The organism is Kosakonia sp. S57, from assembly GCF_016516575.1.
Lineage (GTDB): Bacteria > Pseudomonadota > Gammaproteobacteria > Enterobacterales > Enterobacteriaceae > Kosakonia > Kosakonia cowanii.
Map to the genome: position 1 here is coordinate 147,601 of NZ_JACVUL010000003.1, position 24,726 is coordinate 172,326.

Consider the following 24,726-nt stretch of genomic DNA (forward strand, 5'->3'; position numbering starts at 1 on the left):
TTATGTTGGTTAATCTTTGCGACTACAAACAGAGCGTCACGCTGATCGCCAATAGCGGCGTGCAGTTTCTCGATTTCGGCCTGACGCCACAGGACTCGGCGAACAGCGGCCGTTTTGTGCGTAAAACCGCGAACGGGCCGCTGCTGCGCCTCGATTTCGACGTGGTGAATGAGCGTTACACCCTGCCCAACCGCGACGGCGGTCAGCCGGAAGTGGTCAAACCCGAGAGCACTCACCCGCTGCAATACTCCCTGTCGATCCTCGACGGCGTCTGGTTGCCGATCCCGTTTCTGCGCTTCAACCCGCCGCGCACCTTCGTTGAAGGCCCGGATAACTGGGCGCGCGTGCAGATCCGCAAACTTCCCGAGCCGGACAGCGCCGGAAACACGCACCGCGTGGCGCTGGCTCTCGACAGCCAGATCAACGGCAACTCGCCCGCCGCCCTTGCGCCGCAGGAGAATGACATTCTCAACGGCACCCGCTTTTCGCTCGCTTGGCGCGATGATGAAGTGGCCGATTTTCTCGATCAGACGTGGGTTGATGGCTGGCTGCGCGAAGCGTTTTTGCACTTTATTACCCAGCATGAAAGCCGCAGCGAGCGCGAAATCCACCAGGCCCTGCGCGGTTTTGAGTACCAGGCGCACTGGCTGAACGTGATGTCGCTGCTCGGCATGCAGATTCAGGTGCCGGAAGTGAAAATCGTCACCCATACGCTCAGCACACCGGCTATTCCGGTCGATCTCATCCTCGATGTGGGCAATACGCACACCTGCGGCGTGATTATTGAAGATCATGGCGACGCAAACGATGGCCTGCGACAGACCGCTGAACTGCAAGTCCGCTCGCTCAGCGAGCCACAATTTCTTAACGAGCCGCTGTTTACCAGCCGGCTTGAGTTTTCTGAAGCGCGCTTCGGCAAGCAGCACTTTTCTGTCGAAAGCGGACGTGAAGATGCCTTTATCTGGCCGTCGATCGTCCGCGTCGGCGATGAAGCACGCAAGCTGGCAATGCAGCGTATCGGTACCGAAGGCAACAGCGGCATCTCCAGCCCGCGTCGCTATCTGTGGGATGAAACCCCGGTGTTGCAGGACTGGCGTTTCAGCCAGATGAACAGCAAAACCCAGCGTGAACCGCTGGCGACCGCCTTCCCGCTGATGAATCTGATGAATGACGAAGGCCAGCCGCTCTATAGCCTGCCGCTTGATGAGCGTCTGCCGGTCTTCTCGCCGCAGTACAGCCGCAGCACGCTGATGACCCATATGTTGTGCGAGCTGCTCTCGCAGGCGCTCGGGCAGATCAATAGCGTCGCGACCCGCCTGCGCCTTGGCTTCCCGGCTTCGCCGCGCCAGCTGCGCACCATTATTCTCACCCTGCCGTCGGCGATGCCGAAGCAGGAGCGCGAGATCTTCCGCCGCCGCATGTTTGAAGCGATTGCCCTGGTGTGGAAAGCGATGGGCTGGCATCCGCAGGATGAGGATTTTGCCCAGCGTAAGCAGCAGGAAAAGAGCGTGGTGCCGGTGCCCTATATCCAGATGGAGTGGGACGAAGCGAGCTGCGGCCAGCTGGTATGGCTCTATAACGAAGCGATCTCCCGCTTTGCCGGACAGACCGAAACCTTTTTTGCCTCTCTCGCCCGCCCGGATCGCACCGAAGCGCCGGGCGCAGTGCCGGGACGCTCGCTGCGCGTGGCCTCCGTCGATATCGGCGGCGGCACCACCGATATGGCGATCACCCACTATCAGCTGGACGACGGCACCGGCAGCAATGTCAAAATCACCCCGCAACTGCTCTTCCGTGAAGGGTTTAAAGTGGCGGGCGATGACATTCTGTTAGATGTGATCCAGCGCTGCGTGCTGCCTGCGCTGCAAACACATATGCAGAAAGCGGGCATTACCGACGCGGCGGCGATCATGGCGACGCTGTTTGGCGACTCAGGACGTATCGACACCCAGGCGGTGCTGCGCCAGCAAACCACCCTGCAACTCTTTATGCCGGTTGGCCATGCGATTCTGGCGGCCTGGGAAGAGAGCGACATTAACGATCCGCTGGCTGGCCTTTATGCGACCTTTGGCGAATTGCTGAAGCAGACGCCGACGCGCAACGTGATGAACTACCTGAAGCAGGCAATTGATCATGCCCTGCCTGCCGGTTCGGCGGAGTTTGATGTGCTGTCAGTACCGCTGCAAATCACCTTCCGCGATTTGCAAGAGGCGATGCTGGCCGGGCAGTTTACGCTCACCGCCCCGCTGCACGCGGTGTGCGAAGCGATCAGCCACTACAGCTGCGACGTGCTGCTGATTACCGGTCGTCCGGGCTGTCTGCCGGGCGTGCAGGCGCTGATTCGCCATCTGCAACCGGTGCCGGTCAACCGCATGGTGTGGCTGGATAAGTACCGCGTGCATGAGTGGTACCCCTTCAGCCAGCAGGGCAAAATCGGTAACCCGAAATCGACTGCCGCCGTTGGCGCGATGCTGTGCAGCCTGGCGCTCGATCTGCGCCTGCCGCGCTTTAACTTTAAAGCGGCGGATATTGGCGCCTACTCGACGGTGCGCTACCTCGGCGTGCTCGATAACGTGGTGAACACCCTGCGCGATGAGAACATCTGGTATCACGATATTGATCTCGATAAACCCGGCGCCAAGCTGGATGCGCGGCTGCACTTCCCGCTGCGTGGCAATGTGACGCTCGGTTTCCGCCAATTGGCGAACGCCCGCTGGCCGGCCACGCCGCTCTATACGCTGAGTATTAACTCGCAGGAGCTGGCGAAAACCATCGCCGGTGACGGGGTGTTGAATGTGCGGCTACAGTTTAGCGGCGGCAATAAACACCACGGCCCGGAGGCGTTTACCCTGAGTGAAGCCTGGTTGCAGGATGGCACCCCGGTTCCTGCCGATGCGTTAACGTTTAAATTGAATACGCTGGCCGACCGCCGACACAGCGGAAGCCATTACTGGATCGACAGCGGGAGTGTGTACCTGAAATGAGTGCGAGCGTAAAAACCACCCAAGCCTTAACTGCATGGATCACCAACAACCGTCAGCACTCACCGCTGCTCGATGATGACGCCGATGCCCTGCTGGCGCGCGTTACCGCTGCCGCGGCTGATGAACAGGCGCTGGCGGAGGTGGCTGACGCTCCCTGCACCGTCGGGCTGTATGGTCGCTCGCAGGCGGCAAAAGCGCATCTGCTCGCCGCCCTGTGCGGCAGCGGCAATGGCCGTATGCATGTGCGTCCCGGCGAAAAGACGCTGGATTACTTCAGTCACATTAACCCCGGTCACGCCCTCACCAGCATGGCGCTGCGTTTTAGCCAGCGCCTGCCGTTTATGGATGAGGGTTTCCCGCTCTGCCTGCGCATTCTCAGCGAAGCGGAGCTCGTCCAGCTGTTTATCGCCCATGCGCATCAGCAGCCGGACCTGCGTGCGGTTGATAAAGCGGTAATTGAAGATCGGGTCGCGAAATGGCGCGCGCTGCGCCAGCCTAACGCTGTGCCGGGGATCACCGCCGAAGAGATTGGCGCTATCGCCCGCTTCTGGCGCTCGGTGGTACCCGCCGCGCAGCAGCAGATGGATGATGCGCTCTGGTATCAGTTCTCCACCCTGCTGCCCTCCCTTGATCTGAGCGCGCGCGCCAGCGCCTGGTCGCTTTTGTGGGGCGAACAGCAAGAGTTGACCCAGCAGTGGTTTGCCCTTGCGCATACCCTGCACCAGACCGGTAACGCCACCGAGATCGCCGCACCGCTGAGCATTCTGGTAGATACCTTCGCGCTGCCGACCGACGGCTTTTTAACCCCGGCGGTTGAGCAGGAAGAGGCGATCCAGGATGAAGTCGTAGTCCACCCGTGGGCCAATGAGCAGTTACAAAACGCCGTCAGCATTCCGCTGGCAACGCTGGCGCTGATCACCCGCGAGCTGGTGCTGCCGGTGGAAAACAGCCTGTTACCTGGCGTCGATATTCTGGATATCCCCGCTCCCGGCCCGCGTGAAGGCCAGCCGCTGTGGCGCAGCAAATGCCGCTGGCTGCTGGAGAACTACCGCCAGCGCCTGCAACCGGATGTGTTGATGATCTGCAACGCCACGCTCGATCGCGCGGAGACCGCGACAATCGCACGCGCGCTGCTGAACTGGGTGAAAGAGACGCAGTCGGGCCAGGAGTCGGCGCTGCCGGGGCTGGTCTGGGCGATCACGCCGCAGGATGCGCGCTTTACGCTGGCGCAAAATCTGGATGAAACCGTCCAGCAACTGATTGGCAAACCGGGCCAGTACTGGGGCACATTGCAGGCGCTGGATGCCAGCAGTTTGCAGCGTCTGCTCGAGTGGCTGGCGCAAGCCACCGCGCCCGCCCTGCGCCAGCAGCGGCTGAAAGCGCTGAGCGACCGCCAGCAGCGCGCCCTGCGCGATCTGTTGCAGGCATGGGTCGTCAGCCCGGAACAGGATGCGGATGAGCAGCGTAAGCGGGCGGAGTCCGTGGTGCGCGAACTGCAGGTTCAGGCTTCACGCCACGGTGAACTGCTGGAAGGATTGATGCCGGATATGCAGCAGTTCGATACGCTCTGGAAGGTACAGCAGCCGCGTGAAGAGAAAGTGAGCGGCCTGTTTAACGAGTCGATCGATCTGTTTGCTGAATCGGCTGAGAGCGCCGAGCCGCAGGCAATGGCGAAAGATGTCGGTCAGCAGGCGCACGCGCTGTGGGTCAACCACGTGCGCCAGTGGAGCCGCGATGATGACAATGCCGTGCGCCTGGGCGTCAGCCCGGCGACGCTGCGCCAGATGGCCGAGATTGTGATTATCAGCAGCTACCGCCTGCGTCTGCCGGAAACCCTGCAGAAGATTATGCAGCGCGATACCGCCTGCGCAGCGCAGCTTCATGCCGCCATTGGCAACTTTGTCGCCTGGCTCGGCTATGCCGATCTCCCGCCGGAGAGCCGCCCGGCCAGCCGCGTGCAGAAAGGCAGCACCATTTTTGCTACCGCGCCGATTGAAGTGGGCGGCGAGCGGTTAACGCGTCTCGGCGATCAGCCGGTACACGCCGCAACCCGCTACGTCTACGACTGGCTGGTCGCGCTCTACAACCGGGCGATTGAAAACATCGGCTACCGCCACCCGCTCGATGTTACCCCCGAGGCGCGAGCGGCGCTAAAAGCGCTGCTGCCTTAACCCACAACCCGGCAAACTCCGCCGGGTTTTTTATTCGTGCTGCGCGATAAACGACCCTATCGCCTGCGCCAGCGCCGCTGGCTGCTCCCATGACATGGAATGCCCGGCGTCGGCGATAATCCGCAGATCGATCCCCTGCTGGCGGACTTCATCGGCGTCTTTATCCGGCAGCGAATGCGCGCCGAAAATCAGCGTCTTCGGGCGCGGCAGGTCGGCAAACAGGCTCATCCAGCCGGGCGTGATGCCCTCAACCAGGCTTTTCGCTTCCCGCCACATCGCCCAGGGCGCCGTGCTCTGCAAACTGCCCGCCCACGGCGAGGTCTCCCGCGCCAGCATCGCCGCATAGCCGCAGGTGACAAAATCCCCTTCGTCCATGCTTGCCACCTCGCGGCTGAACTGCCCACCGCCGGGGTAAAAATTAGGCTCGGAAACGGCAAGACCATTAAGACGTGCGTTAACTTGTGAGGCAACCTCAATGGCAATGCTGCCGCCCATGCTGTGACCGTAGAGCCAGAAGGCCTCCAGTCCAAGATGATCGAGCACTTCCACTACCACGTTTGCCTGATCGGTGGTGCGATAGGCGTAGCTGGCGGGTCGTTCACTGTAGCCGCTGCCGGGCAGATCGATAAGTATGGCGCGTCGTCCGGCGAGTGCAGGGTCGGTAATAATGCGTGGATATTCAAAGGATGATGCGCAGCCCAGGCCGTGAATAAAGACCACCGGGTCGCCTTCGCCCGGTAAGGCGTGCCAGCGAACGCGGCACTGCGCGTGGTGTGAATTGAGTTCGTCCATCTGCTTCCCCTCGTGCGTGATACTGGTATTTTATACAGCATTTCAGCGCAAGATTGCGAGCGAATTCAAAAGAGTGAAATAAGGAGCGCCACCGGGAAGCTGATCGGCCATGTTGCACCGACTAATAGCGCGCTCAATAAGCGCATGGTGCGCTTCTCTTTGGTGAGAAACCAGGTGACAAGCGCGCAAATCGTCGCCATTACCCCGTAAAAAATCAGCAGTTTTGTGTAGAGGTCCATCCGCTTTCTCCTGTCCATAGGCCAACGTGCAGTGCCTATGCTGCTCTCTTTCTTGCCCGCATGCTGTCGGGGCGGTCACGCTTTGCTTTAGCAGCAGGCAGAGATCAGAAAATGGAGAACAGCAGCGCGACCGGAAAGCTCATCGGCCAGGTGGAACCGACCAGAAAAGCACTCAGCAGGCGGATGCGTTTACGATCGTGCGACAGAAACCAGGTGATAAAGGCGCAGATCAACGCCATGACACAATAGAACACCAACATTTTTTGGTATAACGACATAACAAGCATTAACCCAGAAGTAACAAAACGTGCGCAATATGCTCTTTTAATTGACCTTTATCAAGTTTAAATAGTTTCTCAAAACAGGCCATATGCCGCATTTTTGATCTAACGGGCTGAATCTATTCATAAACGTCCGCCGGGAGTAATCCTTGATGGGGAGGATAAACGCAGCGCCAGCGGACGTCTCTTTTCTGATTATTGTTGGCGCTCGCGCCACGCTTTAATCATCTCCTTTGTCACTTCATTGGCGTAACAGATGGGCGCATAACCTCCTGCTTTGCTCCAGGCACTGCGCCGCCCGCACGAACTGCCGTTCCGCACGCGGTTAAACGGACAGGCGCAAGTGCCCGGATACTCGGCGATAGACTCTTCAATAATTGCCTGTTTGACCTGCGCATCACTCAGCGCCGGCCCTTTTGCCATTCCCTGCGGTGCCATCACCACGCTGGCAGCCACAATAACACCTGCTAACCATATCGCTATTTTCATTTTTTTATCCCGTGAAGGTATGAATCACAAAACTATTCTTATTATTCCGGCTCAATATTGATTAAAAACCACTCAGCTTATTCAGATGCATTTCTGCATGAGATTTAACTTAAGTCTGATTATTAATATCGAAAGGCAGTAATTAAGTGCTGCTATATTTGGCGAGCCAGAATCTTCTCTGTTATTGTTTTTAACAGGCAAAGAAAAGGTGAAACAAGGTAAGTTTATGCAGAAATATGACGATCTGTGGCAAGCCATTGAAGTTCGGGTACGTGAAAATAATGACATCACGCTTAACGATTGGACCACGGATAGCGTGCGGGGCCATGCCGCGAGGCAGCGCATTGCGCAAATATTTATCCTCGAAGTCCTGCTGGCGCGCCATCGTGACAAGTATGCCAGTAACTTTGTTCCCCTTGCCGGTGAGGAGGCGCTCTACCATCTCATCTTCAAACGCACCGGCTGGAAGCCGTTTGAAGTGAAACAGCTCTCCTTTATCGATACGCTGTTTGTGCTGGCCGAGCTGTTCCGCGACGAAAACTTACCGACAGAAGTCCGCGCCATACTGCGCTCGCAGGGCATTAAAGATGAGGCGCTACCTACCTACGATTTTTCAGAGAAGGATTGGGCACCGCGCGAAAACGAGGTGTTTCTGCGCCGTTAAGCTATGCGATAAAAAAGGGGCTCAGTTGAGCCCCTTTTTTTTTATTACTGTGCCGCTACACTACACTCCATTGTTAGCGCGAGCGGCGCACGGGCAAAATAAAACTCCTCTCCTTCACACCAGTAGCTTTCAATCGGCATTGCGCCATATGAGAGTGTTGAAGAGATAGTTGTGTCGCCGTCATCCACCGTCAAAAACTCGGCAGCCCGCCCGGGAATCAGTACGACTACGATTTTACTCATTATGATTTAATTCCCCTGCCTGATTATTCAAAAAGCCAGCTATTATTACTGCTTTTTGTGACGGGGTAATGACATTATTTGTAAGTAATTTACTGCCGTCCCTGGTGACGATAAATATTAATTTTTGATTATCAGGCGCGTTTAGCTTCTGACAACAATACGGTGCCGGCCGTGCCAGAACCGTTGCGAAAACTTACTTCGCTTTATGCGCCATCGCATAGGCTTCTGGTAGGTTCAGACGTTGCCAGAAGTTCTGATCGGCGGTTTCGCCAGACAGCGGATAACCACCCGGCAGAGCCGTTTTCACCATCAGGTCACGACGTGCGGACGCCGACAGATTCGGTAACGCCGCCTCCAGCAGCACTTCCGCCCCTTCCGGTACTTTCACCGGTTGCACGTTGCCTTTTTGCTGCGGAAGATCGTAGGTCATGGTGAAGCGGTAAAACTCTTTCATCGCCGGGTCACGATACGGATCGTCTTTGCCAGCCGTTCTCGCGCACTCTGCCAGGGAGGTGCCGCACTCTTTTTCCAGTGCCGTACGCAGTTGATCGCGCGCTTCGTTAAACAACTTACGATAAGCCGGGTCATTGAGGTAATGCGCCACGTTACGCTGGGCCACCATTCTTGAGCCCATCACATCCAGCGGATAGTGCACGCCCAGCACGATGCGTGAATAGCCATAGCGCGCACCGCGCTCTACCAGCGAGTCAAAGCGTTCCGGGATCATCTCCGCCATCAGCAGAGAATCGGTGTAACCGGTATTGGTATGACCGCTCGGGAAGGAGCCGCCGTCGGCCGAGTATGGTTTGTTATCCTTCACTACCACATCATCCGGGACCTGGTGAATGGTATTGCCCTGAATCAGAAATGGACGTTTGTAGTCAAAGTGCTTCTTCGCCGCGCCGGTGCTGACTTCGCTGCTTTTGATCAGCGCTGCGGCTTTGCTTAATTCGCCTTTATCATAGGCGGCGATAAACGCTTTACCCAGACGAGGACCGAGCGCGTCAGAGAGAAAATAGAGGTAGCTGATACCTTCAGCATCCGCCAGCGCCTGATGGCGCAGCCCTTGGGTAGCATCGAGGTTAATCGTCTCAACAGTTTTCAGGTTCTGATCCAGCACCGGTGCAGGAAGCTTGCTGAACGCGGAGAGCAGTTCAATGCCCGCTTTTTGGTTGTCTTTCACTTTGAAGTCATAGCCGCTGGCTTTCAGCCAGGCGGTATCGGCCTGTTTTGCGCTTTGCGCCGCTTTCTCCAGTTGTCCACGCTCCACTTTTGCACTGTCGCCTTTCAGCGCGTCACGCAGCGCGGACAGAGACTGGCTTTCCAGGCTATCAAATGCCTGGCTTACCGACGCCGGCGTAGTGGTATTCGCAATGTCGCGTGCAGCAGTCAAAGGGACATCTTTCGCCATCGCCTGATGAGCTAGCAGCAGGGAAGCGGTTAACAGCGTCATACGGGCTTTCATTTTTTATCCTTTTATTCAAACAATAACCTTGCCTGCGCATGACGCTAGTCCTGTAAATTGACGCTTTTGTGACACGGAGACACTTTGAAACGTTTTATGAGAACCTGATACAAGCGCAGCGGCCAGGCATTTTCATGCCCGATTTTTTGTCTAACCCGGCCGCTTCGTCCCTGGGCACACCTTTCCCTGTCCCAACAGTAACTTTGAATTCACTGCCCCATCCGTGCTCCAAAAGAAAGTGGCTGCAACACAATAATCTTGCATTACAGCCACTTAAACCTTTCTCAGTGTTTTATCATCACATGCCGAACTACCGTGTAATCCTCCAGGCCGTAAATCGACATATCTTTGCCGTAGCCGGAGTGTTTTTGTCCACCGTGCGGCATTTCACTGACCAGCATAAAGTGGGTGTTGACCCAGGTGCAGCCATACTGCAGCCGCGCGCTGATGCGGTGCGCGCGTCCGACATCTTTGGTCCATACCGATGAGGCGAGGCCATAGTTCGAATCGTTGGCCCAGCCGAGCACCTGCGCTTCGTCATCAAACTCTGTAACGCTGACCACCGGGCCAAACACTTCGCGCTGCACGATGGCATCTTCTTGCTTTGCGCCTGCCAGCAAGGTTGGCTGATAGTAATAACCTGCGCCCGGCTGTTTATTGCCGCCGGTCACCACCTTGATATGCCCGAGCGCCTTCGCCTCGTCGACGGCGCGCGCTACGCGATCAAGGTGCGCCTGGGAGCTAAGCGGACCGAGTTCGGTAGACTCATCGTTTGGCTCGCCCATCTTGAGGCTGGCGACGGCGGCGCCGAGCTTCTCAACCAGCGCATCATAAATGCCCTTTTGCGCATAGATGCGGCAAGCAGCGGTGCAATCCTGCCCGCCATTGTAGAAACCAAAGGTGCGCACTCCTTCGACCACCGCATCGAGATCGGCATCATCAAACACAATCACTGGCGCTTTGCCGCCGAGCTCCATATGGGTGCGCTTAATCGAGGAAGCGGTATGGGAGATGATGTGCTCACCGGTAGCAATCGAGCCGGTCAGCGAGACCATGCGCACCTTGTGATGGCCGGTTAAGCGATCGCCGACGCTCTGCCCGCGGCCAAACAGCACGTTCAATACGCCTGCCGGGAAGATGCCTTGCGCTAGCTCCGCCAGCTTCAGCAGGGTCAGCGGTGTAATTTCGGAGGGTTTGATCACCACGCAGTTTCCCGCCGCCAGCGCCGGGGCGAGTTTCCACGCCGCCATCATCAGCGGGTAGTTCCACGGTGCAATAGAGGCCACCACGCCTAATGGATCGCGGCGAATCATTGAGGTGTGGCCCTCCAGATATTCGCCCGCCGCCAGCCCGTTCAGGCAACGCGCGGCACCGGCGAAGAAGCGGAAAACATCCACCACCGCCGGAAGTTCATCATTTAATACGCAGTGCAGCGGCTTGCCGCAGTTGAGCGACTCGAGGCGCGCGAACATCTCGGCGTTATCCTCAATCACCTGCGCCAGTTGCAGCAGCGCATCGGCGCGCGCTTTTGGCGTGGTCTGCCCCCACTCGACAAAGGCCCGGTCTGCTGCCTCGACGGCTGCGTCGACCTGTGCGTGTGACGCTTCAGCGATCGACAGCAGTACTTCGCCGGTGGCGGGATTGTAGACCGCCTGCTCTTCACCTTCGCCGTTAACCAGTTCGCCATTAATAAACAGTTGATGTTGCATCGCGTTCCCTCTGCCCGGTCAATAAGTCTGTTTACGGATTAGCCGCAAGGCCCCCACGCTATTAAAAATAGACGGCGCGCAGAAAGAACGGGTGGGCAGCCAGTGCTGAACTGTGTTGCTATTCACATTTCCTATGAATAGCGCTCAGCGCAGCGGCAAAAGGTTATTGCATCATCTGGCGGATCAGCTCGCCGAGGCGCATCGCCGCCCGCTCCTCTTTCTCGCCCCACGCCCAGGCGCAGTTAAAGCGAAAGAAGGAGATCCAGTTATCGGAGGTGGAAAACATCTTGCCCGGCGCGATGCTGATGTGGTGCGCCAGCGCCTGCTGGCTGAGCACGCCCGCATCCAGGCCGTTCGGCAACTCGAGCCATAAAAAATAGCCGCTCTCGTTGCGGTAGATTTTCACCTCCGGCGGCAGATGGCGCAGCAGCGCCTGCCAGGCGAGATGCTTGCGCTCCGCCAGCTGGCGGCGTAAGCGGCGCAGGTGCGCGTCGTAGTGATGAGTGGAGAGATAATCAACCAGCGCCAGCTGTAGCGGCGAACTGGTGGATAAGGTGCTCATTAATTGCAGCTGCTGAATGCGCCGCGCGTGACGCCCGGCCGCTACCCAGCCGACGCGAAAGCCGGCGACAAGGCATTTTGAAAAAGATGAACAGTGCAGAGTCATATCCTGCTTATCCCAGGCTTTGGCGGGCAGCGGCTGTTCGCGACCATAATAGAGCTCGCTGTAGACATCATCTTCAATCAGCGTGACGTTGTGCGCGGTCAGCAACTCGACCAGCCGCGCCTTCTTCTCCGGGCTGAGGGTGAAGCCGAGCGGGTTCTGGCTGTTGGTCATCAGCCAGCAGGCTTTCACCGGGTATTCGGTCAGCGCCTGCTCAAGCGCGTCGAGATCGATGCCCGCCTTCACATCCGTCGGTACCGAGAGCGCTTTCAGTTTCAGCCGCTCCAGGGCCTGTAGCGCGCCATAAAAACAGGGGCTTTCAATGATCACCCAGTCGCCCGGCTCGGTGACGGCCTGCAGGCTGAGGTTTAGCGCCTCGAGGGCACCGGCGGTAATCACAATCTCATCCGGTGAGATATTCATTCCCTGGCGGGCGTAACGCCGGGCGATAGCATGGCGTAACTGGCTGTTGCCCGGCGGCAGGTTCTCAATCACGCTCATCGCCCCTGCGCTTTTGCTTACCTTCGCCAGCGAGCGGTTAAGCTGCGGCATCGGAAAGAGTTTCGGATCGGGAAACGCGGAGCCAAACGGCAGCACCGAGGCATCACAGCTCGCCTGCAAGACATCAAATATATAGGTGTTGATATCCACCGCTTCGTCGCGCATTACCTGCGGCGCAGGCGCGCGCGTCATGCCTGGCGTCGGCGCGACAAAATAGCCCGACTGCGGGCGCGCAATCACCCGCCCCTGGCTCTCGAGCAGCTGATAGGCATGCCCGACGGTCATAAAACTCAGCCCGCTGCTCGCCACCTGTTCACGCAGCGACGGCAGCTTTTCACCCGGCCGCCAGACGCCAAGTTCAATTTGTTCAACGATTTGCTGCGCCAGGCGCTGATATTTTTTCATGGTTGTTCACGTGACCGAAGAGTACGTCATGATGGCACGCTAATGGCGATCTCGCTATATCAGTTTAGAAAAAGTGCGCAATGCGTCGAACTGTTATAGACAGTTACAACCATGACTTTCTGGTGAATATTTCCCGTTTCGCCTGGACTATCCTGCAACCTGCCGTACCCTTGTAAAGGACTGTTATATGTAAATTGCTGTCAACTGTCTCTGCAAGTCGGCGGGCGTAGTCATTAACATTGACGCCACACCATTGATTCTGAGGATGTGCATGTTTGGTTTAGATGCGTTTTACCTGGCGAGGATACAGTTCGCCTTCACCGTTTCGTTCCATATTATCTTTCCGGCGATAACCATTGGCCTTGCCAGTTATCTCGCGGTGCTGGAAGGTCTGTGGCTGAAAACCCGGAACCCGGACTGGAAAACCCTTTACCACTTCTGGTCGAAGATCTTTGCCGTTAACTTCGGCATGGGGGTAGTTTCTGGTCTGGTGATGGCCTATCAGTTCGGCACCAACTGGAGCGGATTTTCGCAATTTGCGGGCAGCATTACCGGCCCGCTGCTCACCTATGAGGTGTTAACCGCCTTCTTCCTTGAAGCAGGCTTCCTGGGCGTCATGCTGTTTGGCTGGAATAAAGTTGGCCCAGGGCTGCACTTTTTCTCCACCTGTATGGTGGCGCTCGGCACGCTGATGTCGACCTTCTGGATCCTCGCGTCCAATAGCTGGATGCATACCCCGCAGGGCTTTGCCATTGAGAATGGCCAGGTGATCCCGGTGGACTGGTTTAAGGTGGTCTTTAACCCCTCCTTCCCTTATCGCCTGTTCCATATGTCGATTGCCGCCTTCCTCAGCAGCGCGCTGTTTGTCGGTGCTTCTGCGGCCTGGCACCTGCTGCGCGGCAATAATACGCCAGCGATCCGCAAAATGTTCTCCATGGCGATGTGGATGGCGCTGGTTGTGGCACCGATTCAGGCGATGGTCGGCGATATGCACGGCCTGAATACGCTTGAGCATCAGCCAGCGAAGATTGCCGCTATTGAAGGCCACTGGGAGAACCCGCCGGGTGAAGCGACGCCGCTGCTGCTGTTTGGCCTGCCGGATATGGAGCAGGAGCGCACTCGCTACGCGGTGGAGATCCCGGCGCTCGGCAGCCTGATCCTGACTCACAGCCTCGATAAGCAGGTCCCGGCGCTGAAGGAGTTTCCCAAAGATGAGCGTCCCTACTCGCCGATCGTCTTCTGGTCCTTCCGCATTATGGTGGCGCTGGGCATGCTGATGATTGGTCTTGGCGTGATGGCGCTGTGGCTGCGTTATCGCAAGCGGCTGTATGCGTCGCGGCCGTTCCTGCACTTTGCCCTCTGGATGGGGCCTGCGGGGCTGATCGCCATTCTTGCCGGGTGGGTGACCACCGAAGTGGGTCGCCAGCCGTGGGTGGTTTATGGCCTGCTGCGCACCGCCGATGCGGTTTCCGGTCACGGTGACTTGCAGATGAGCCTCAGCCTGCTGGCCTTCTTTATCGTCTACTGCTCGGTGTTTGGCGTCGGCTATCTCTATATGGTGCGTTTGATCACCAAAGGGCCGCAGCCGCACGATGAAAACGCCACGCAGGGCACTCCGGCACGTCCGCTTTCAGCGGCAGGTGAACATCTTCCGGCTGATGAGGATAAATAATGGGTATCGATCTTCCGTTAATTTGGTTTGTCATTATCGTGTTTGCGACCCTGATGTATATCGTGATGGATGGTTTTGACCTGGGTATCGGCATCCTCTTCCCGGTGACGCGCGACGGCCACGATCGCGATGTGATGGTCAACAGCGTCGCGCCGGTGTGGGATGGGAACGAAACCTGGTTAGTGCTGGGCGGCGCGGGGCTGTTTGGCGCTTTTCCGCTGGCTTATGCGGTAATTACCGACGCGCTGACCATTCCGCTGACGCTGATGCTGATTGGCCTGATCTTCCGCGGCGTGGCCTTTGAGTTCCGCTTTAAAGCGACTGAAGCGCACCGTCCCTTCTGGGATAAAGCCTTCTTGTCCGGCTCGCTGCTGGCGACCTTCTCGCAGGGCGTGGTGGTTGGCGCGTTTATCAATGGCTTTAAAGTGACCGGCCGCACTTTCAGCGGCGGCGCGCTTGACTGGCTGACGCCGTTTAACCTCTTCTGCGGCCTTGGCCTGGTGATCGCGTATGCGTTGCTGGGTGCAAGCTGGCTGGTGATGAAGAGCGGCGAACCGCTACAGGGCAAGATGCGCGCGGCGGCGAAAAAACTGCTGCTGGCGTTACTGGTGGTGATGGGCGTTATCAGCCTGTGGACGCCGCTCTCTCACGGTGCGATTGCCGATCGCTGGTTCAGCATGCCGAACCTGCTCTTCTTCTCGCCGGTGCCGCTGCTGGTGATTGCGCTCAGCATCTGGCTCTGGCGCTGCCTCGGCAATGAAGAGGTACACAGACGTCCGTTCCTGCTGACGCTCGGGTTAATTTTCCTCGGCTTTAGCGGCCTTGGGATCAGTATCTGGCCCAACATTATCCCGCCGGATATCAGCTTCTGGCAGGCGGCGGCACCGCCGCAGAGCCAGGGCTTTATGCTGGTTGGCGCGCTGTTGATCATCCCCATCATTCTGGTTTACACCTTCTGGAGCTACTACGTGTTCCGCGGCAAAATCCAGCATGGCGAGGGGTATCATTGATGAAACAACCGCTATGGAAACGGCTGATGTGGCTGGTCGTCATCTGGGGCGGAAGCGTACTGGCGCTGGCTGCCGTCAGCATGGTGTTCCGGCTGTTGATGTCAGCCGCCGGGTTTAAGTCCCATTAAGATCAAAGGCCGGAAACAGGTTAATGTTTCCGGCCTTTTTTATCGCTTTTTTTGCCGGATGGCGGCTCCGCCTTATCCGGCCTACGCGGCCCGAGCGGTGTTGTAGGCCGGATAAGCGCAAGCGCCATCCGGCAGATTGTTTCCGGCCTTTTTAGTGTTTTTTTGCCGGATGGCGGCTCCGCCTTATCCGGCCTACGCAGACCGAGCGGTGTTGTAGGCCGGATAAGCGCAAGCGCCATCCGGCAAATAACCGCTACTTGTGCATCACCACACTGCTTTCCACCGGAATGCGCGGCATGCGCAGCGTCGCGGCGATATTGCTGGTGTCGGCGTAACCAAACGAGATACCAAACAACAGGCGGTACTCATCTGATACCCCCAACGCTTCACGCACCAGATCGGCATGAAAACCGAGCAGCGTCTGCGGAATACCGGCAAAGCCGCGGGCGGCTAAAGAGAGCAAAAAGGTCTGCCCGTACATGCCCATATCCGACGCCACGCGAACGTTATCGCCAACGGTCGGCATAAACAGAAACGCCGCGTGCGGCGCATCGAAAAAGCGATAGTTGCGCAGGTAGTATTCACGGCGCTTCTCTTTATCATCCCGCGCAATGCCCAGCGCTTCGTAATAGAGCTTCGCCTGCTGCTGGCTGCGGTCAAAATAGTCGCCGTGGAAATCCTCATAGGCGAAGGTGAAATCCGGCGTCTGTTTACCGGCAATATCATTCTCAATCATTAGCTGCGCAAGGCGATCTTTGGTTTCACCGGAAACCACATGCACATGCCAGGGCTGGGTGTTGCAGTTGGAGGGCGCGTATTGCGCATCCTGCAGAACGGCGTGGATCTGCTCATCCGTCAACGGCGTGGGCAAAAAGGCGCGTACCGAGGTGCGCTGGCGGACGGTTTCATCGAAAGCTAAAACAGGCGTACTCATAAATAGTCTCCGTGCTGAGTGTCGGCGTATCTTAACGATGAACTTCGTGCGTAAAAACACTACAATGCGCCATGGACCTTTGCGGATTACGCACAGATGAAAAACCTCAGCCAGATTAGCGCCCGATCGATGCACCTCTTTCTTGCCATCGTGCGCGAAGGCAATCTCTCGGAAGTGGCCCGCAACGAGGGGCTTGCCGCTTCGTCCTTATCGCGCGTGGTGCAGCAACTTGAGCAGGCGCTGGAAACCCAGTTGCTCTATCGCAACACCCGCGCGGTGATCGCCACCGACGCCGGGCATATTTATGCCCAGACCTTCCGCACGATGTTGCAGCAACTGAGCGATGCGCAGACGCAGGTCGGCGAGCGGCGCGGCGAACCGGGCGGGCGTATCCGCATCAATGCCCCCATCTCCTTTGGCCTGAACCATATCGGGCCACGCATCAGCGAACTGAGCGAGCGCTACGCCGCCTTGCAGATTGAACTCAATCTTAACGATGACTATATCGACCCCTTTGCCGACGGCACCGATCTGCTGGTGCGTATCGCCTCGCTGAAAAACTCGGAGCTGCACGGGCGGCTGATTGCAAAACAGACCTGCCACCTGGTGGCGACGCCGAACTATCTCCGCCGGTACGGCGCGCCCGCCTCGCCCGAAGATCTGCTGACGCACCGCCTGCTGGCTTATCGCGGGAAAACCGGGTTGCAGCGCTGGCGTTTTCAGCGCGGCGAGCAGGATTACGCCTTCTCGCCGCAGGCGAAAATTCTCTCGGATAATGCAGAGCTGCTGTTGCAGGCGGCGCGCAACGACGCGGGGATGCTGCTTTTTCCGGACTGGCAGGTGGGCGAGTTGCTTAATCGCGGCGAGCTGGTTGCCCTGCTGCCGGAGTACACTGCCTCCTATTCGCCGGGCGAGCAGTCGCTGTGGATGCTCTATCCGGGCGGGAAATACCCGTCGCTGAATACACGCACGGTGATCGACTTTCTGCTGGCGAGTTTCGGATCGCCGCCCTACTGGCGCTACACCGCAACGCCATAAACAAAACAGGGTGGCATTGCGCCACCCTGCGGGTTATCTGTTTTTCGGTAAGGTTTTCAGCAAATCATCGGGGCTGATTGAGGCCACCACGCTGCCCGGCAGCGGCATCTTGAGAATGTGATTTTTCATTTTGCCGATCACGTGCATTTCACACGGGCGGCAATCGAAGCGCAGGGTTAACACCTCATCGCCGTGTACCAGCTGCATAGGCGTCGCGCGCCAGCTTTTGATATTGCCCTTCGCCTGTTTCGGGCAGAGGTTAAAGGCAAAGCGCAGGCAGTGTTTGGTGATCATCACCGGTACTTCGCCCTTCTCTTCGTGGGCTTCATACGCCGCATCAATCAGCTGCACGCCATAGCGGTGATAGAATTCACGCGCTTTATGGTTGTAGACGTTGGCGAGGAACGAGAGATGGGTTTCCGGGTAGACCGGCGCGGGCGTCGCCACCGCTTTACGGCTGCCGCGCTGATAGCTCGCCAGACGCGCCTCTTCCAGCATCTCGACAGTTTCACGGCGCAGCTGGTTGAGCAGGCTGTTCGGCACAAACAGCGCCCCCGGCAGGTTGATGTCGATCTTCTGCGCGTAGTAACGGGTTTGCCCCAGCTTTGCCAGGCCATCTTTCAGGTTATCGAGCGCTTTTTCCGCGTTATTCGCTTCGTCAAACTGGCCATCCAGCGTATGAGTCACGCTGACGCCATCTTCGCTGGTCAGCGTCAGCACCAGCTGCTCCTGCCAGCCGCCCAGCTCAATATCAACGCCGATGCGCCGCTCGCTGGAGGTTTTCAGCAGCGCCTGCTGCCAGTTGTGATCGAGGTTGCGGTTGAGCGCGTGGTGCGGACGCAGTGTTTTCAGCGCATCCGGCATCTCGTTCGGGAAGACGCGGTAACGGTTTTCGGCGGTTTTTTCTGCCACGTTAACGCGGAAACCAACCACTTCACGCTTCACCAGCACGTTCAGCCCGTCGCCGTTGGCCAGCGGTTCGGTCACTTCCACGTCGAGATGATCTTTGCCCACTTTCAGCACTTCACCCACCGGCAGGCCGACAAACTTCGGTGAGTCAAACGCGCCGATATCGATTTTGCGCGCGTTAACAAAGTAGTCGGTGCTGCCGCGATGGAAGGTTTTATCCGTCGAAGGAATAAAGAAGTGCTCGGTGCGCCCGGCGGAGGCGCGCGCCAGCTCCGGGCGATCGTCGATAATCGCATCGAGCATCTGGCGATAGTGAGCGGTGATATTTTTCACGTAGCTCATATCTTTGTAACGCCCCTCAATTTTAAAGGAGCGCACGCCCGCGTCGATCAGCGCCGCCAGGTTAGCGGTCTGATCGTTATCTTTCATCGACAGCAGATGCTTTTCATAGGCCACGACGCGGCCCTGATCGTCTTTCAGGGTGTAAGGCAGACGGCAGGCCTGTGAACAGTCGCCACGGTTGGCGCTGCGCCCGGTTTGTGCATGGGAGATGTTGCACTGCCCGGAGTAAGCCACGCAGAGCGCACCGTGAATAAAGAACTCAATGGTCGCGTCCGTCGCCTGGTGAATGGCGCGGATCTGCTCAAGGTTCAGCTCGCGCGCCAGCACAATCTGGCTGAAGCCGACGTCAGAGAGGAATTTGGCTTTTTCAACGCTGCGGATATCGCACTGGGTGCTGGCATGCAGCTCAATCGGCGGGATATCCATCTCCAGTACGCCCATATCCTGCACAATCAGCGCATCAACACCGGCCTGGTAGAGATCGCCGATCAGTTTCTGCGCCGGTTCCAGTTCATCATCATGAAGAATGGTGTTGAGGGTGATAAACACCTTCGCACCATAGCGATGGGCGAACGGCACCAGTTCGGCAATATCGCGCAGGCTGTTGCCAGCGTTATGGCGGGCGCCGAAGCCGGGGCCGCCAATATAGACCGCGTCCGCGCCGTGAAGGATCGCTTCACGGGCGATGGCGGTGTCGCGAGCCGGGCTGAGCAGTTCAAGATGATGAGGGTGCAGGCGCATACAATCGTCGTTATCCATTATGTGCAAAATGGCGGCTATTGTAGTCAGAACCGGGGCGTTACACCACCTGTCGTGCCGGGAATTTGCGCCAGGCGACAATGCTATGCCGAAATCGCTATTTCCCCCGGCGGCGCTGGCGCGATAGTGTGGTGACAGGAACAGAAATCGTCACGTTGTGGATGTTATGGGGTATTAATCGTCGTCGTTTTTTGCCGCGGGTTCGCTCGCGGCTTTTTCTTTTGGATAGTGGATTAACGAGTGAAAATGTACGGTTTGCGCGCTGCTGTTGCGATAAGCATGCGCCTGGTCGGCCGCGAAACGCACCCCGCTCCCCGCCTCCAGCGTCTGCCACTCGCCGTTAAGCTGCATATCCAGCACCCCATTGATGACCACCACATGTTCAATCACCCCTTTTTCATGAGGCGTGGATTCACTCAGCGCGCCGGGCGCAAGCGTAATGGAGAAGAGATCAAAATGGAGCTGTTCATCCCACGGGAAAAGCGGCGTGATTACCATCGCCTGCCGATCGGGATCGTAAGCGTGCGGCGTGTCGCTCTGCGGCGGCGCAATAAAGGTTGAGAACGGCACATTTAAGCCGGTGGCGATTTTCCACAGCGTCGCCACCGTCGGGCTCGACTCGTTGCGTTCGATCTGCCCGAGCATCGCTTTTGATACGCCGGTCTCTTCTGAGAGTTTTGAAAGGCTCCAGCCCCGCGCCTGACGCAGCATTTTCAGGGTTTTTGCCAGATAATCCGCGATATTCATACCGTCTCCGGGAAATTAAAACGCAGCGAGTATAGCGCAGCGTTTCTATTTTAGAGAGCGAAACTAAAGCGAATGTAACTGCTCATACCGTTTGCGGTATTCCCGCGGCCCGACATGGTATTGCTGATGAAAAAGACGCGAAAAATAGAGCGCGTCGTCATAGCCCACGACCTGGGCGATTTGCGAAATAGTCAGCTGCGTATGCTGTAATAACATCGCTGCCCGGCTCATGCGCTGCTTTTCCCGCCAGCCCCAAATTGTCATGCCGATTTCCTGACGAAAAAGATGCGCCAGCCGCGAGGATGAAAGATAGGCTTTCGCCGCCAGTTCGCTAATCGTCAGTTTAGCCGCCAGATTCTCATCAAGATATTGGCAAATAGCGTTGATGCGCGGGTCGACCGAGGCGCGATTACTCGCCGGCTGCTGTTTGAAACAGTAAAGCAGCGCTTTCTCCAGGCTATTCATGGCGAGGATCTTATCCACGCGGTCTGGCGACGAATTAAGCCGAATCACCTCTTTCACCGCTGTTTTTAGCTGCTCGACGAAAACCGAATCGGCGCTTTGCGTCAGGCCAATCTGATGCCAGTTACGATCCCATTTCAGCCAGTCAATCCAGTAAGGTCGTGGAATAAAATAGATCCACAAATGATCCCAGTAAGTAGTTTGCGCTTCACGGCCATAGTGATGCGGGCAACCGGGAGGGAAAAGCAAAATATCGTTCTCCCGGCAGATAAACGTCTCGTTATTACGGTGAATTACCCCTGCGCCACGCAGGGTAATATTTAAAATATAGCCTTTCATCCCCTGCTGGCGATTAATAAAAAAGTCCAGCTTATTGCCTTTGACGATAGGCGTATAACCCGCCACCAGATAGGCGTTAAAGGTAAAGCTACGCATTAAAGGCGAGTAGATCAGCAATTCATCATCGACGTCATTCATGGGAAGTGTTTGCGGCCACATTATTGAACGTCCTTACGCTAGCACAGGCAAAGAGGAAAAGCCGCAGCCGCCTGCGGCGAGTCATTTATTTGGCGAATACACCACGCGAGAGATCGGCCGCCACGCGGTCATAAAAACCATCCAGTTTATAAAACCAGATCAGCACCATATTCACCATGGCGAGGATAAACGGGAAGAAAATAAACAAGAACTCAATCATATCAAGCACATGTTTTGACTGTTGGACGTTGCCGCCGCTGACGAAACCAGCCGCGCCAAGGATCCAGCCCACGCTCGCGCTGCCCAGCCCCATGCCGAGCGTCTGGCCTAACGTTCCGGCGCTGAATAAGATCCCCTCGATGCGCAGCCCGGTTTTCCACTCGCCGTAATCAATGGTGTCAGCAAGGAAGGCGAACATCGTGGCACCAATGCCGCAAAAACCGATGCTGCGCACCACGGTGGCAAGAATGACAAACAGCGAGCTGGTTTTATCAATTAACGGCAGTAAATAGGCAATGCTGCAAATGGTCAGCCCGAGCAGCGCTAAATTGCGTTTACCCAGCCGCTTGATGAGATAAGGAATAACCAATAGCGTGATCAGCCCCGGCAGGTATTGCGCCACGCTAATCCACGACATCATTGAGACATCCTGCAAAATATAGCGCGAGTAGTAGACGCTGGTGGTCGAGAGCGCCGTTAAGCTGGTAAAGGTGATCAGCAGGTAAAAGAAGATCATCAGCCAGTAGCGGTTTTTCAGCATCGAGGCGGCGACGACCCCCGTACGGATATTGTTGCGATTCTCCTTATTGACCGGTTTGATGCGCTCCCGTGTCCAGGCGGCGGTTAATAACAGGCACAACGCAGTAAAGAAACCAAAAATGGCGAACACAATTACCCATGAGGTGTGGCTATTTCCAAAGGCAGCGACCAGCGGCAGCGTAAATGCGCCTACCGTCAGCGAACCGCAGGTTGATAAGCCTTTGCGGAAGACGCTCAAAATACCGCGCTGATAGGTATCGCGGGTTATCAACGCCAGCAGCGAGCCATAGGCAATATTGTTGGCGGTGAAAAAGATGTTCGCCAGCAAATAGGTGACGCAAACATAGATAATCTTGCCGCTATCACTGATGCCGGGCACCGTCGCCATTAAAAATGCTGACAACCCAAATGGTACGGCGGTCCATAACACCCACGGGCGCGCTTTACCCAGCCGGGTATCGGTTTTATCGATGCGGATCCCGACAAAGACACAAATAACGCCATCGATAACGCGGGCGAAAAACATCAGCGACCCGACCAGCACCGCTGAAATACCGACCACGTCGGTATAAAAATAGGCGAGGAACGTCACCATTAGCGTATAGGTTAAATTCGTGCCGTAATCACCCAGGCCAAAGGCGAAACGTTCGCGAAAACCGGGCGTGCTGGTCTCGCTTTGCTGCTCTTCAATCGTTAATGCACTCATTTTGTACTCTCCACGAGAATAATTTGCACATCCCAATCCTTGAGCGTTATTACCTCATTCTGCCTGAGGGTTTTACCGCTAAACAGCAGTTGCCCGCCGGGCTCAGTAAACGTGACGGTTTGCGGCTCACTACTGTAGTTGAAGTAGTAGAGGAGGATATTTTCATCTTTATCAACGCCGCGCTTAATAATCACCGGGAAAGTTTCTGTCGGCATAGCGTCGTGTTGATAGAGGGTATTACGCAGGACATGGCGATACACTTTTTCCAGTGCTGCGGGGGTGATATGGCAGCCAATATAGCTGGCGGTTCCCTGCCCGTAGCGGTTGTGCGTGATTGCCGCATACTGTTGCCAGTAAGGATGGTCGTAACGCGCCAGCACCTCGGTGTTTTCATCAGGGGTGATTAACTCCATCCAGTCGCTGATTTGCACCTCGTCGGCAGAAAGATCGAGGCTATCTGAATGCAATAAGGTGCGGTCCGGATCAACAAAGAGTTGATAGTGGGCGCCGATCGCTTCGCTGATAATTCCCGGCTGTGCGCAGGTGCGCACTTTCATATGCTCGTCGGCAAAAGCGGATTTAAAGGAGAAAATGGCATGGCCGCCCTGCGCAATATAACGATTAATCTGCTGTAAGCGCTCGTCGCTGACGCTGTAGAGCAGCGGGAAGATCAGCATTTCATAACGGAACAGGCGCGGATCGTCGACGGCGATAATATCCACTTCGATATTCATCTTATAGAGCGTGTCGTAATAGTCGCGGAACAGGTCGTTATATTGGTGCAGCGCATCGCGGCTAAACTGATGGCCGTGGTATGGGTGCCAGTCGATAGCGGTTAAACATTCATTACTGATCACCAGCGCCACCCGGCTGCGGCGTGAGAAACGCGTTACGGTTGCCGCGTGCTGATTAAATTCGGCGCCAATCGCGCAGGCCTCGTGATAGACCGGATTAGGTTGCAGATCGTGGCTGAGCAACCCTTTCCAGTACGTTTCGTATGAGTTGTGAATCGAGTGCCAGTGCCAGTACCCCAGCAGCCTTGCGCCGCTGGCAACATGGCTCCAGGCCTGCTGGCGCAACTGCCCCGGGAAAGGCGTCCACTCTTTAAAGGCCTGCGCCTGGGTTTCCAGCACAAAATAGGGCTGATCTTTTGTCACCCTCGCAAGATCGCCGGTAAAAGAAATTTCCGCGCCGGTGAGTTGAAACTGGCTCGGGTGGTAGACATCCACGCCGGTAATATCCAGCACGCTGGCGGTTTTAAAATGGTCGACCTCGGCGCGAATACCATACGACCAGTTGCGCCAGTCAAAATCAAAGTTATGGGTAATAAACTGCGTATCGTTTTTATAGCCTTTCACAATCTCTGCCTGCCAGCCGAGAAAACGCGTCACCAGCGAACGCTGAAATTGTTTAAAGGCGCAGCCGAGGCTGGCATTAATCGTCCCTTCAATCGGCGGGAAATCTTCCCAGGCATCAATGCGGTTACTCCAGTAATCCAGCCCAAAAGCGTGATTCAACTCCTGCGTACTGTTGTTGAACTCTTTTTTAAGGTATTTCACGAACTCGATTTGCGCCCCGGCTGAGCAGGTGTCGTAATATTTCGTTTCGTTGTCGATTTGAAAGCCAATGACTGCCGGATGGTTCGCCGTTGCCGTTAATAAGGCGCGAATAATGCGCTCGGCGTACCATAAAAAAGCTGGATGGGTAATATCCATCTTTTGCCGGTGACCGTAGACATTTTTCCCGCTACTGGTGGTGGCCATCACATCCGGATATTTTTTTGCCAGCCATGCCGGTAAGGCATAGGTCGGCGTGCCGATAATCACGGCAATACCGTTTTTATGCATTTCATCCAGCACCGTAAGCACCGAACTGAAATCAAACTCCCCTTCCTGCGGCTCAAACGTGCTCCAGGTGCTCTCGGCGATGCGCACATAATTAATACCCGCCTCTTTCATCAATTTAATATCTTCGTGCAGGCGTTCCATCGGCAAATATTCGCGGTAATAGGCGGCACCAAACAGTAATTTATCCATCAGCTTCTCCTCATTGTTACCGGAAACATAACGCAGAAAATTCCGGGGCGGATGAAATTAGCTGCTAGCAACATTGAGAAATCTGCTATCGCCATCAGGAGCGGAGATGGCTCACATTTTTACCTCTGGCGCATGGACAAA

21 protein-coding genes are annotated in these 24,726 nt (G+C 56.6%); 7 read left to right on the top strand and 14 right to left on the bottom strand.

Translation table 11 applies throughout. The features are described 5' to 3' along the window. The first annotated feature begins 2 nt into the window (after positions 1-2). Both IAE48_RS03940 and IAE48_RS03945 read left to right on the top strand, forming a co-directional pair. On the top strand, positions 3-2,984 hold the full coding sequence (locus tag IAE48_RS03940; protein ID WP_076769863.1) for a virulence factor SrfB: 2,982 nt from the start codon (positions 3-5) through the stop codon (positions 2,982-2,984). Continuing rightward, positions 2,981-5,155: a virulence factor SrfC family protein gene (locus tag IAE48_RS03945; protein ID WP_200133554.1), complete on the top strand. Its 2,175-nt coding sequence runs from the start codon at positions 2,981-2,983 to the stop codon at positions 5,153-5,155. Before IAE48_RS03940 ends, IAE48_RS03945 begins: the two co-directional genes overlap by 4 nt. Positions 5,156-5,185: 30 nt before the next feature. Here IAE48_RS03945 and IAE48_RS03950 read toward each other — a convergent pair whose 3' ends face one another. The 4 genes from IAE48_RS03950 to IAE48_RS03965 form a co-directional block, all read right to left on the bottom strand. Continuing rightward, complete coding sequence (locus IAE48_RS03950; RefSeq protein WP_200133555.1) at positions 5,186-5,947, bottom strand: alpha/beta fold hydrolase; 762 nt, start codon at positions 5,945-5,947, stop codon at positions 5,186-5,188. 65 nt (positions 5,948-6,012) lie between these two features. Next, on the bottom strand, positions 6,013-6,186 hold the full coding sequence (locus tag IAE48_RS03955) for a GhoT/OrtT family toxin (protein ID WP_023478687.1): 174 nt from the start codon (positions 6,184-6,186) through the stop codon (positions 6,013-6,015). 104 nt (positions 6,187-6,290) lie between these two features. Then, positions 6,291-6,464 carry a GhoT/OrtT family toxin gene (locus tag IAE48_RS03960; RefSeq protein WP_071789450.1) on the bottom strand — a complete coding sequence of 58 codons (174 nt, stop codon included), beginning with the start codon at positions 6,462-6,464 and terminating at the stop codon, positions 6,291-6,293. Between the two features lie 198 nt (positions 6,465-6,662). Further along, on the bottom strand, positions 6,663-6,905 hold the full coding sequence (locus tag IAE48_RS03965) for a hypothetical protein (RefSeq protein WP_233631419.1): 243 nt from the start codon (positions 6,903-6,905) through the stop codon (positions 6,663-6,665). Between the two features lie 259 nt (positions 6,906-7,164). Between IAE48_RS03965 and IAE48_RS03970 the strand changes: the two genes are divergently transcribed. After that, positions 7,165-7,620: a hypothetical protein gene (locus IAE48_RS03970; RefSeq protein WP_370568944.1), complete on the top strand. Its 456-nt coding sequence runs from the start codon at positions 7,165-7,167 to the stop codon at positions 7,618-7,620. Between the two features lie 44 nt (positions 7,621-7,664). On the opposite strand, the gene IAE48_RS03975 is transcribed toward IAE48_RS03970, so the two are convergent. From IAE48_RS03975 to IAE48_RS03990, 4 genes are all read right to left on the bottom strand, one after another. Beyond that, positions 7,665-7,862 carry a hypothetical protein gene (locus IAE48_RS03975; RefSeq protein WP_054803609.1) on the bottom strand — a complete coding sequence of 66 codons (198 nt, stop codon included), beginning with the start codon at positions 7,860-7,862 and terminating at the stop codon, positions 7,665-7,667. A 193-nt stretch (positions 7,863-8,055) separates the two neighbouring features. Further along, positions 8,056-9,327 (bottom strand): phosphatase PAP2 family protein, encoded by a 1,272-nt coding sequence (locus IAE48_RS03980; protein WP_200133557.1) that lies wholly within the window; start codon positions 9,325-9,327, stop codon positions 8,056-8,058. A gap of 284 nt (positions 9,328-9,611) precedes the next feature. After that, positions 9,612-11,036 carry an aminobutyraldehyde dehydrogenase gene (gene patD / locus IAE48_RS03985; RefSeq protein WP_200133558.1) on the bottom strand — a complete coding sequence of 475 codons (1,425 nt, stop codon included), beginning with the start codon at positions 11,034-11,036 and terminating at the stop codon, positions 9,612-9,614. 163 nt (positions 11,037-11,199) lie between these two features. Then, positions 11,200-12,606, bottom strand: coding sequence for a PLP-dependent aminotransferase family protein (locus IAE48_RS03990; protein WP_042718131.1), 1,407 nt, complete (start codon positions 12,604-12,606; stop codon positions 11,200-11,202). Positions 12,607-12,877: 271 nt separating this feature from the next. Here IAE48_RS03990 and IAE48_RS03995 point away from each other — a divergent pair, with 271 nt between their 5' ends. From IAE48_RS03995 to IAE48_RS04005, 3 genes are read left to right on the top strand one after another with little or no spacing between them, the layout of a single operon-like run. Then, entirely contained in the window at positions 12,878-14,278 is a 1,401-nt protein-coding gene (locus IAE48_RS03995) for a cytochrome ubiquinol oxidase subunit I (RefSeq protein ID WP_200133559.1), read from the top strand. After that, on the top strand, positions 14,278-15,288 hold the full coding sequence (cydB, locus tag IAE48_RS04000) for a cytochrome d ubiquinol oxidase subunit II (RefSeq protein ID WP_042718231.1): 1,011 nt from the start codon (positions 14,278-14,280) through the stop codon (positions 15,286-15,288). The genes IAE48_RS03995 and cydB overlap by 1 nt, the downstream gene beginning before the upstream one ends. Next, positions 15,288-15,416, top strand: a complete 129-nt coding sequence (locus tag IAE48_RS04005) for a DUF2474 domain-containing protein (protein WP_023478887.1) — start codon at positions 15,288-15,290, stop codon at positions 15,414-15,416. Before cydB ends, IAE48_RS04005 begins: the two co-directional genes overlap by 1 nt. Before the next feature lie 253 nt (positions 15,417-15,669). On the opposite strand, the gene IAE48_RS04010 is transcribed toward IAE48_RS04005, so the two are convergent. After that, entirely contained in the window at positions 15,670-16,350 is a 681-nt protein-coding gene (locus IAE48_RS04010) for a nitroreductase (protein WP_200133560.1), read from the bottom strand. A 96-nt stretch (positions 16,351-16,446) separates the two neighbouring features. Here IAE48_RS04010 and IAE48_RS04015 point away from each other — a divergent pair, with 96 nt between their 5' ends. After that, the gene (locus IAE48_RS04015; RefSeq protein WP_042718221.1) at positions 16,447-17,388 is read left to right on the top strand and encodes a LysR family transcriptional regulator; all 942 of its coding nucleotides are present in this window, start codon (positions 16,447-16,449) and stop codon (positions 17,386-17,388) included. A gap of 33 nt (positions 17,389-17,421) precedes the next feature. On the opposite strand, the gene IAE48_RS04020 is transcribed toward IAE48_RS04015, so the two are convergent. The 5 genes from IAE48_RS04020 to IAE48_RS04040 all read right to left on the bottom strand — a co-directional run bounded on the left by IAE48_RS04020 (position 17,422) and on the right by IAE48_RS04040 (position 24,585). Beyond that, positions 17,422-19,380, bottom strand: coding sequence for a U32 family peptidase (locus IAE48_RS04020; RefSeq protein WP_200133561.1), 1,959 nt, complete (start codon positions 19,378-19,380; stop codon positions 17,422-17,424). Positions 19,381-19,572: 192 nt separating this feature from the next. Beyond that, a complete protein-coding gene (locus IAE48_RS04025) occupies positions 19,573-20,145 on the bottom strand; it encodes a helix-turn-helix domain-containing protein (protein WP_200133562.1) in 573 nt (190 codons plus the stop codon). A gap of 63 nt (positions 20,146-20,208) precedes the next feature. Continuing rightward, positions 20,209-21,105: an arabinose operon transcriptional regulator AraC gene (gene araC / locus IAE48_RS04030; protein WP_225975724.1), complete on the bottom strand. Its 897-nt coding sequence runs from the start codon at positions 21,103-21,105 to the stop codon at positions 20,209-20,211. 64 nt (positions 21,106-21,169) lie between these two features. Next, positions 21,170-22,549 carry an MFS transporter gene (locus tag IAE48_RS04035; RefSeq protein ID WP_200133563.1) on the bottom strand — a complete coding sequence of 460 codons (1,380 nt, stop codon included), beginning with the start codon at positions 22,547-22,549 and terminating at the stop codon, positions 21,170-21,172. Then, positions 22,546-24,585, bottom strand: a complete 2,040-nt coding sequence (locus IAE48_RS04040) for a beta-galactosidase (protein WP_200133564.1) — start codon at positions 24,583-24,585, stop codon at positions 22,546-22,548. The genes IAE48_RS04035 and IAE48_RS04040 overlap by 4 nt, the downstream gene beginning before the upstream one ends. Positions 24,586-24,726 lie beyond the last annotated feature (141 nt).

Excerpts from the sequence above, each read along its gene's own strand:
- IAE48_RS03940 (WP_076769863.1), top strand. The coding sequence starts at position 3 with ATGTTGGTTAATCTTTGCGACTACAAACAGAGCGTCACGCTGATCGCC.
- IAE48_RS03945 (WP_200133554.1), top strand. The coding sequence starts at position 2,981 with ATGAGTGCGAGCGTAAAAACCACCCAAGCCTTAACTGCATGGATCACC.
- IAE48_RS03950 (WP_200133555.1), bottom strand. The coding sequence starts at position 5,947 with ATGGACGAACTCAATTCACACCACGCGCAGTGCCGCGTTCGCTGGCAC.
- IAE48_RS03955 (WP_023478687.1), bottom strand. The coding sequence starts at position 6,186 with ATGGACCTCTACACAAAACTGCTGATTTTTTACGGGGTAATGGCGACG.
- IAE48_RS03960 (WP_071789450.1), bottom strand. The coding sequence starts at position 6,464 with ATGTCGTTATACCAAAAAATGTTGGTGTTCTATTGTGTCATGGCGTTG.
- IAE48_RS03965 (WP_233631419.1), bottom strand. The coding sequence starts at position 6,905 with ATGGCACCGCAGGGAATGGCAAAAGGGCCGGCGCTGAGTGATGCGCAG.
- IAE48_RS03975 (WP_054803609.1), bottom strand. The coding sequence starts at position 7,862 with ATGAGTAAAATCGTAGTCGTACTGATTCCCGGGCGGGCTGCCGAGTTT.
- IAE48_RS03980 (WP_200133557.1), bottom strand. The coding sequence starts at position 9,327 with ATGAAAGCCCGTATGACGCTGTTAACCGCTTCCCTGCTGCTAGCTCAT.
- patD (WP_200133558.1), bottom strand. The coding sequence starts at position 11,036 with ATGCAACATCAACTGTTTATTAATGGCGAACTGGTTAACGGCGAAGGT.
- IAE48_RS03990 (WP_042718131.1), bottom strand. The coding sequence starts at position 12,606 with ATGAAAAAATATCAGCGCCTGGCGCAGCAAATCGTTGAACAAATTGAA.
- IAE48_RS03995 (WP_200133559.1), top strand. The coding sequence starts at position 12,878 with ATGTTTGGTTTAGATGCGTTTTACCTGGCGAGGATACAGTTCGCCTTC.
- cydB (WP_042718231.1), top strand. The coding sequence starts at position 14,278 with ATGGGTATCGATCTTCCGTTAATTTGGTTTGTCATTATCGTGTTTGCG.
- IAE48_RS04005 (WP_023478887.1), top strand. The coding sequence starts at position 15,288 with ATGAAACAACCGCTATGGAAACGGCTGATGTGGCTGGTCGTCATCTGG.
- IAE48_RS04010 (WP_200133560.1), bottom strand. The coding sequence starts at position 16,350 with ATGAGTACGCCTGTTTTAGCTTTCGATGAAACCGTCCGCCAGCGCACC.
- IAE48_RS04015 (WP_042718221.1), top strand. The coding sequence starts at position 16,447 with ATGAAAAACCTCAGCCAGATTAGCGCCCGATCGATGCACCTCTTTCTT.
- IAE48_RS04020 (WP_200133561.1), bottom strand. The coding sequence starts at position 19,380 with ATGCGCCTGCACCCTCATCATCTTGAACTGCTCAGCCCGGCTCGCGAC.
- IAE48_RS04025 (WP_200133562.1), bottom strand. The coding sequence starts at position 20,145 with ATGAATATCGCGGATTATCTGGCAAAAACCCTGAAAATGCTGCGTCAG.
- araC (WP_225975724.1), bottom strand. The coding sequence starts at position 21,105 with ATGTGGCCGCAAACACTTCCCATGAATGACGTCGATGATGAATTGCTG.
- IAE48_RS04035 (WP_200133563.1), bottom strand. The coding sequence starts at position 22,549 with ATGAGTGCATTAACGATTGAAGAGCAGCAAAGCGAGACCAGCACGCCC.
- IAE48_RS04040 (WP_200133564.1), bottom strand. The coding sequence starts at position 24,585 with ATGGATAAATTACTGTTTGGTGCCGCCTATTACCGCGAATATTTGCCG.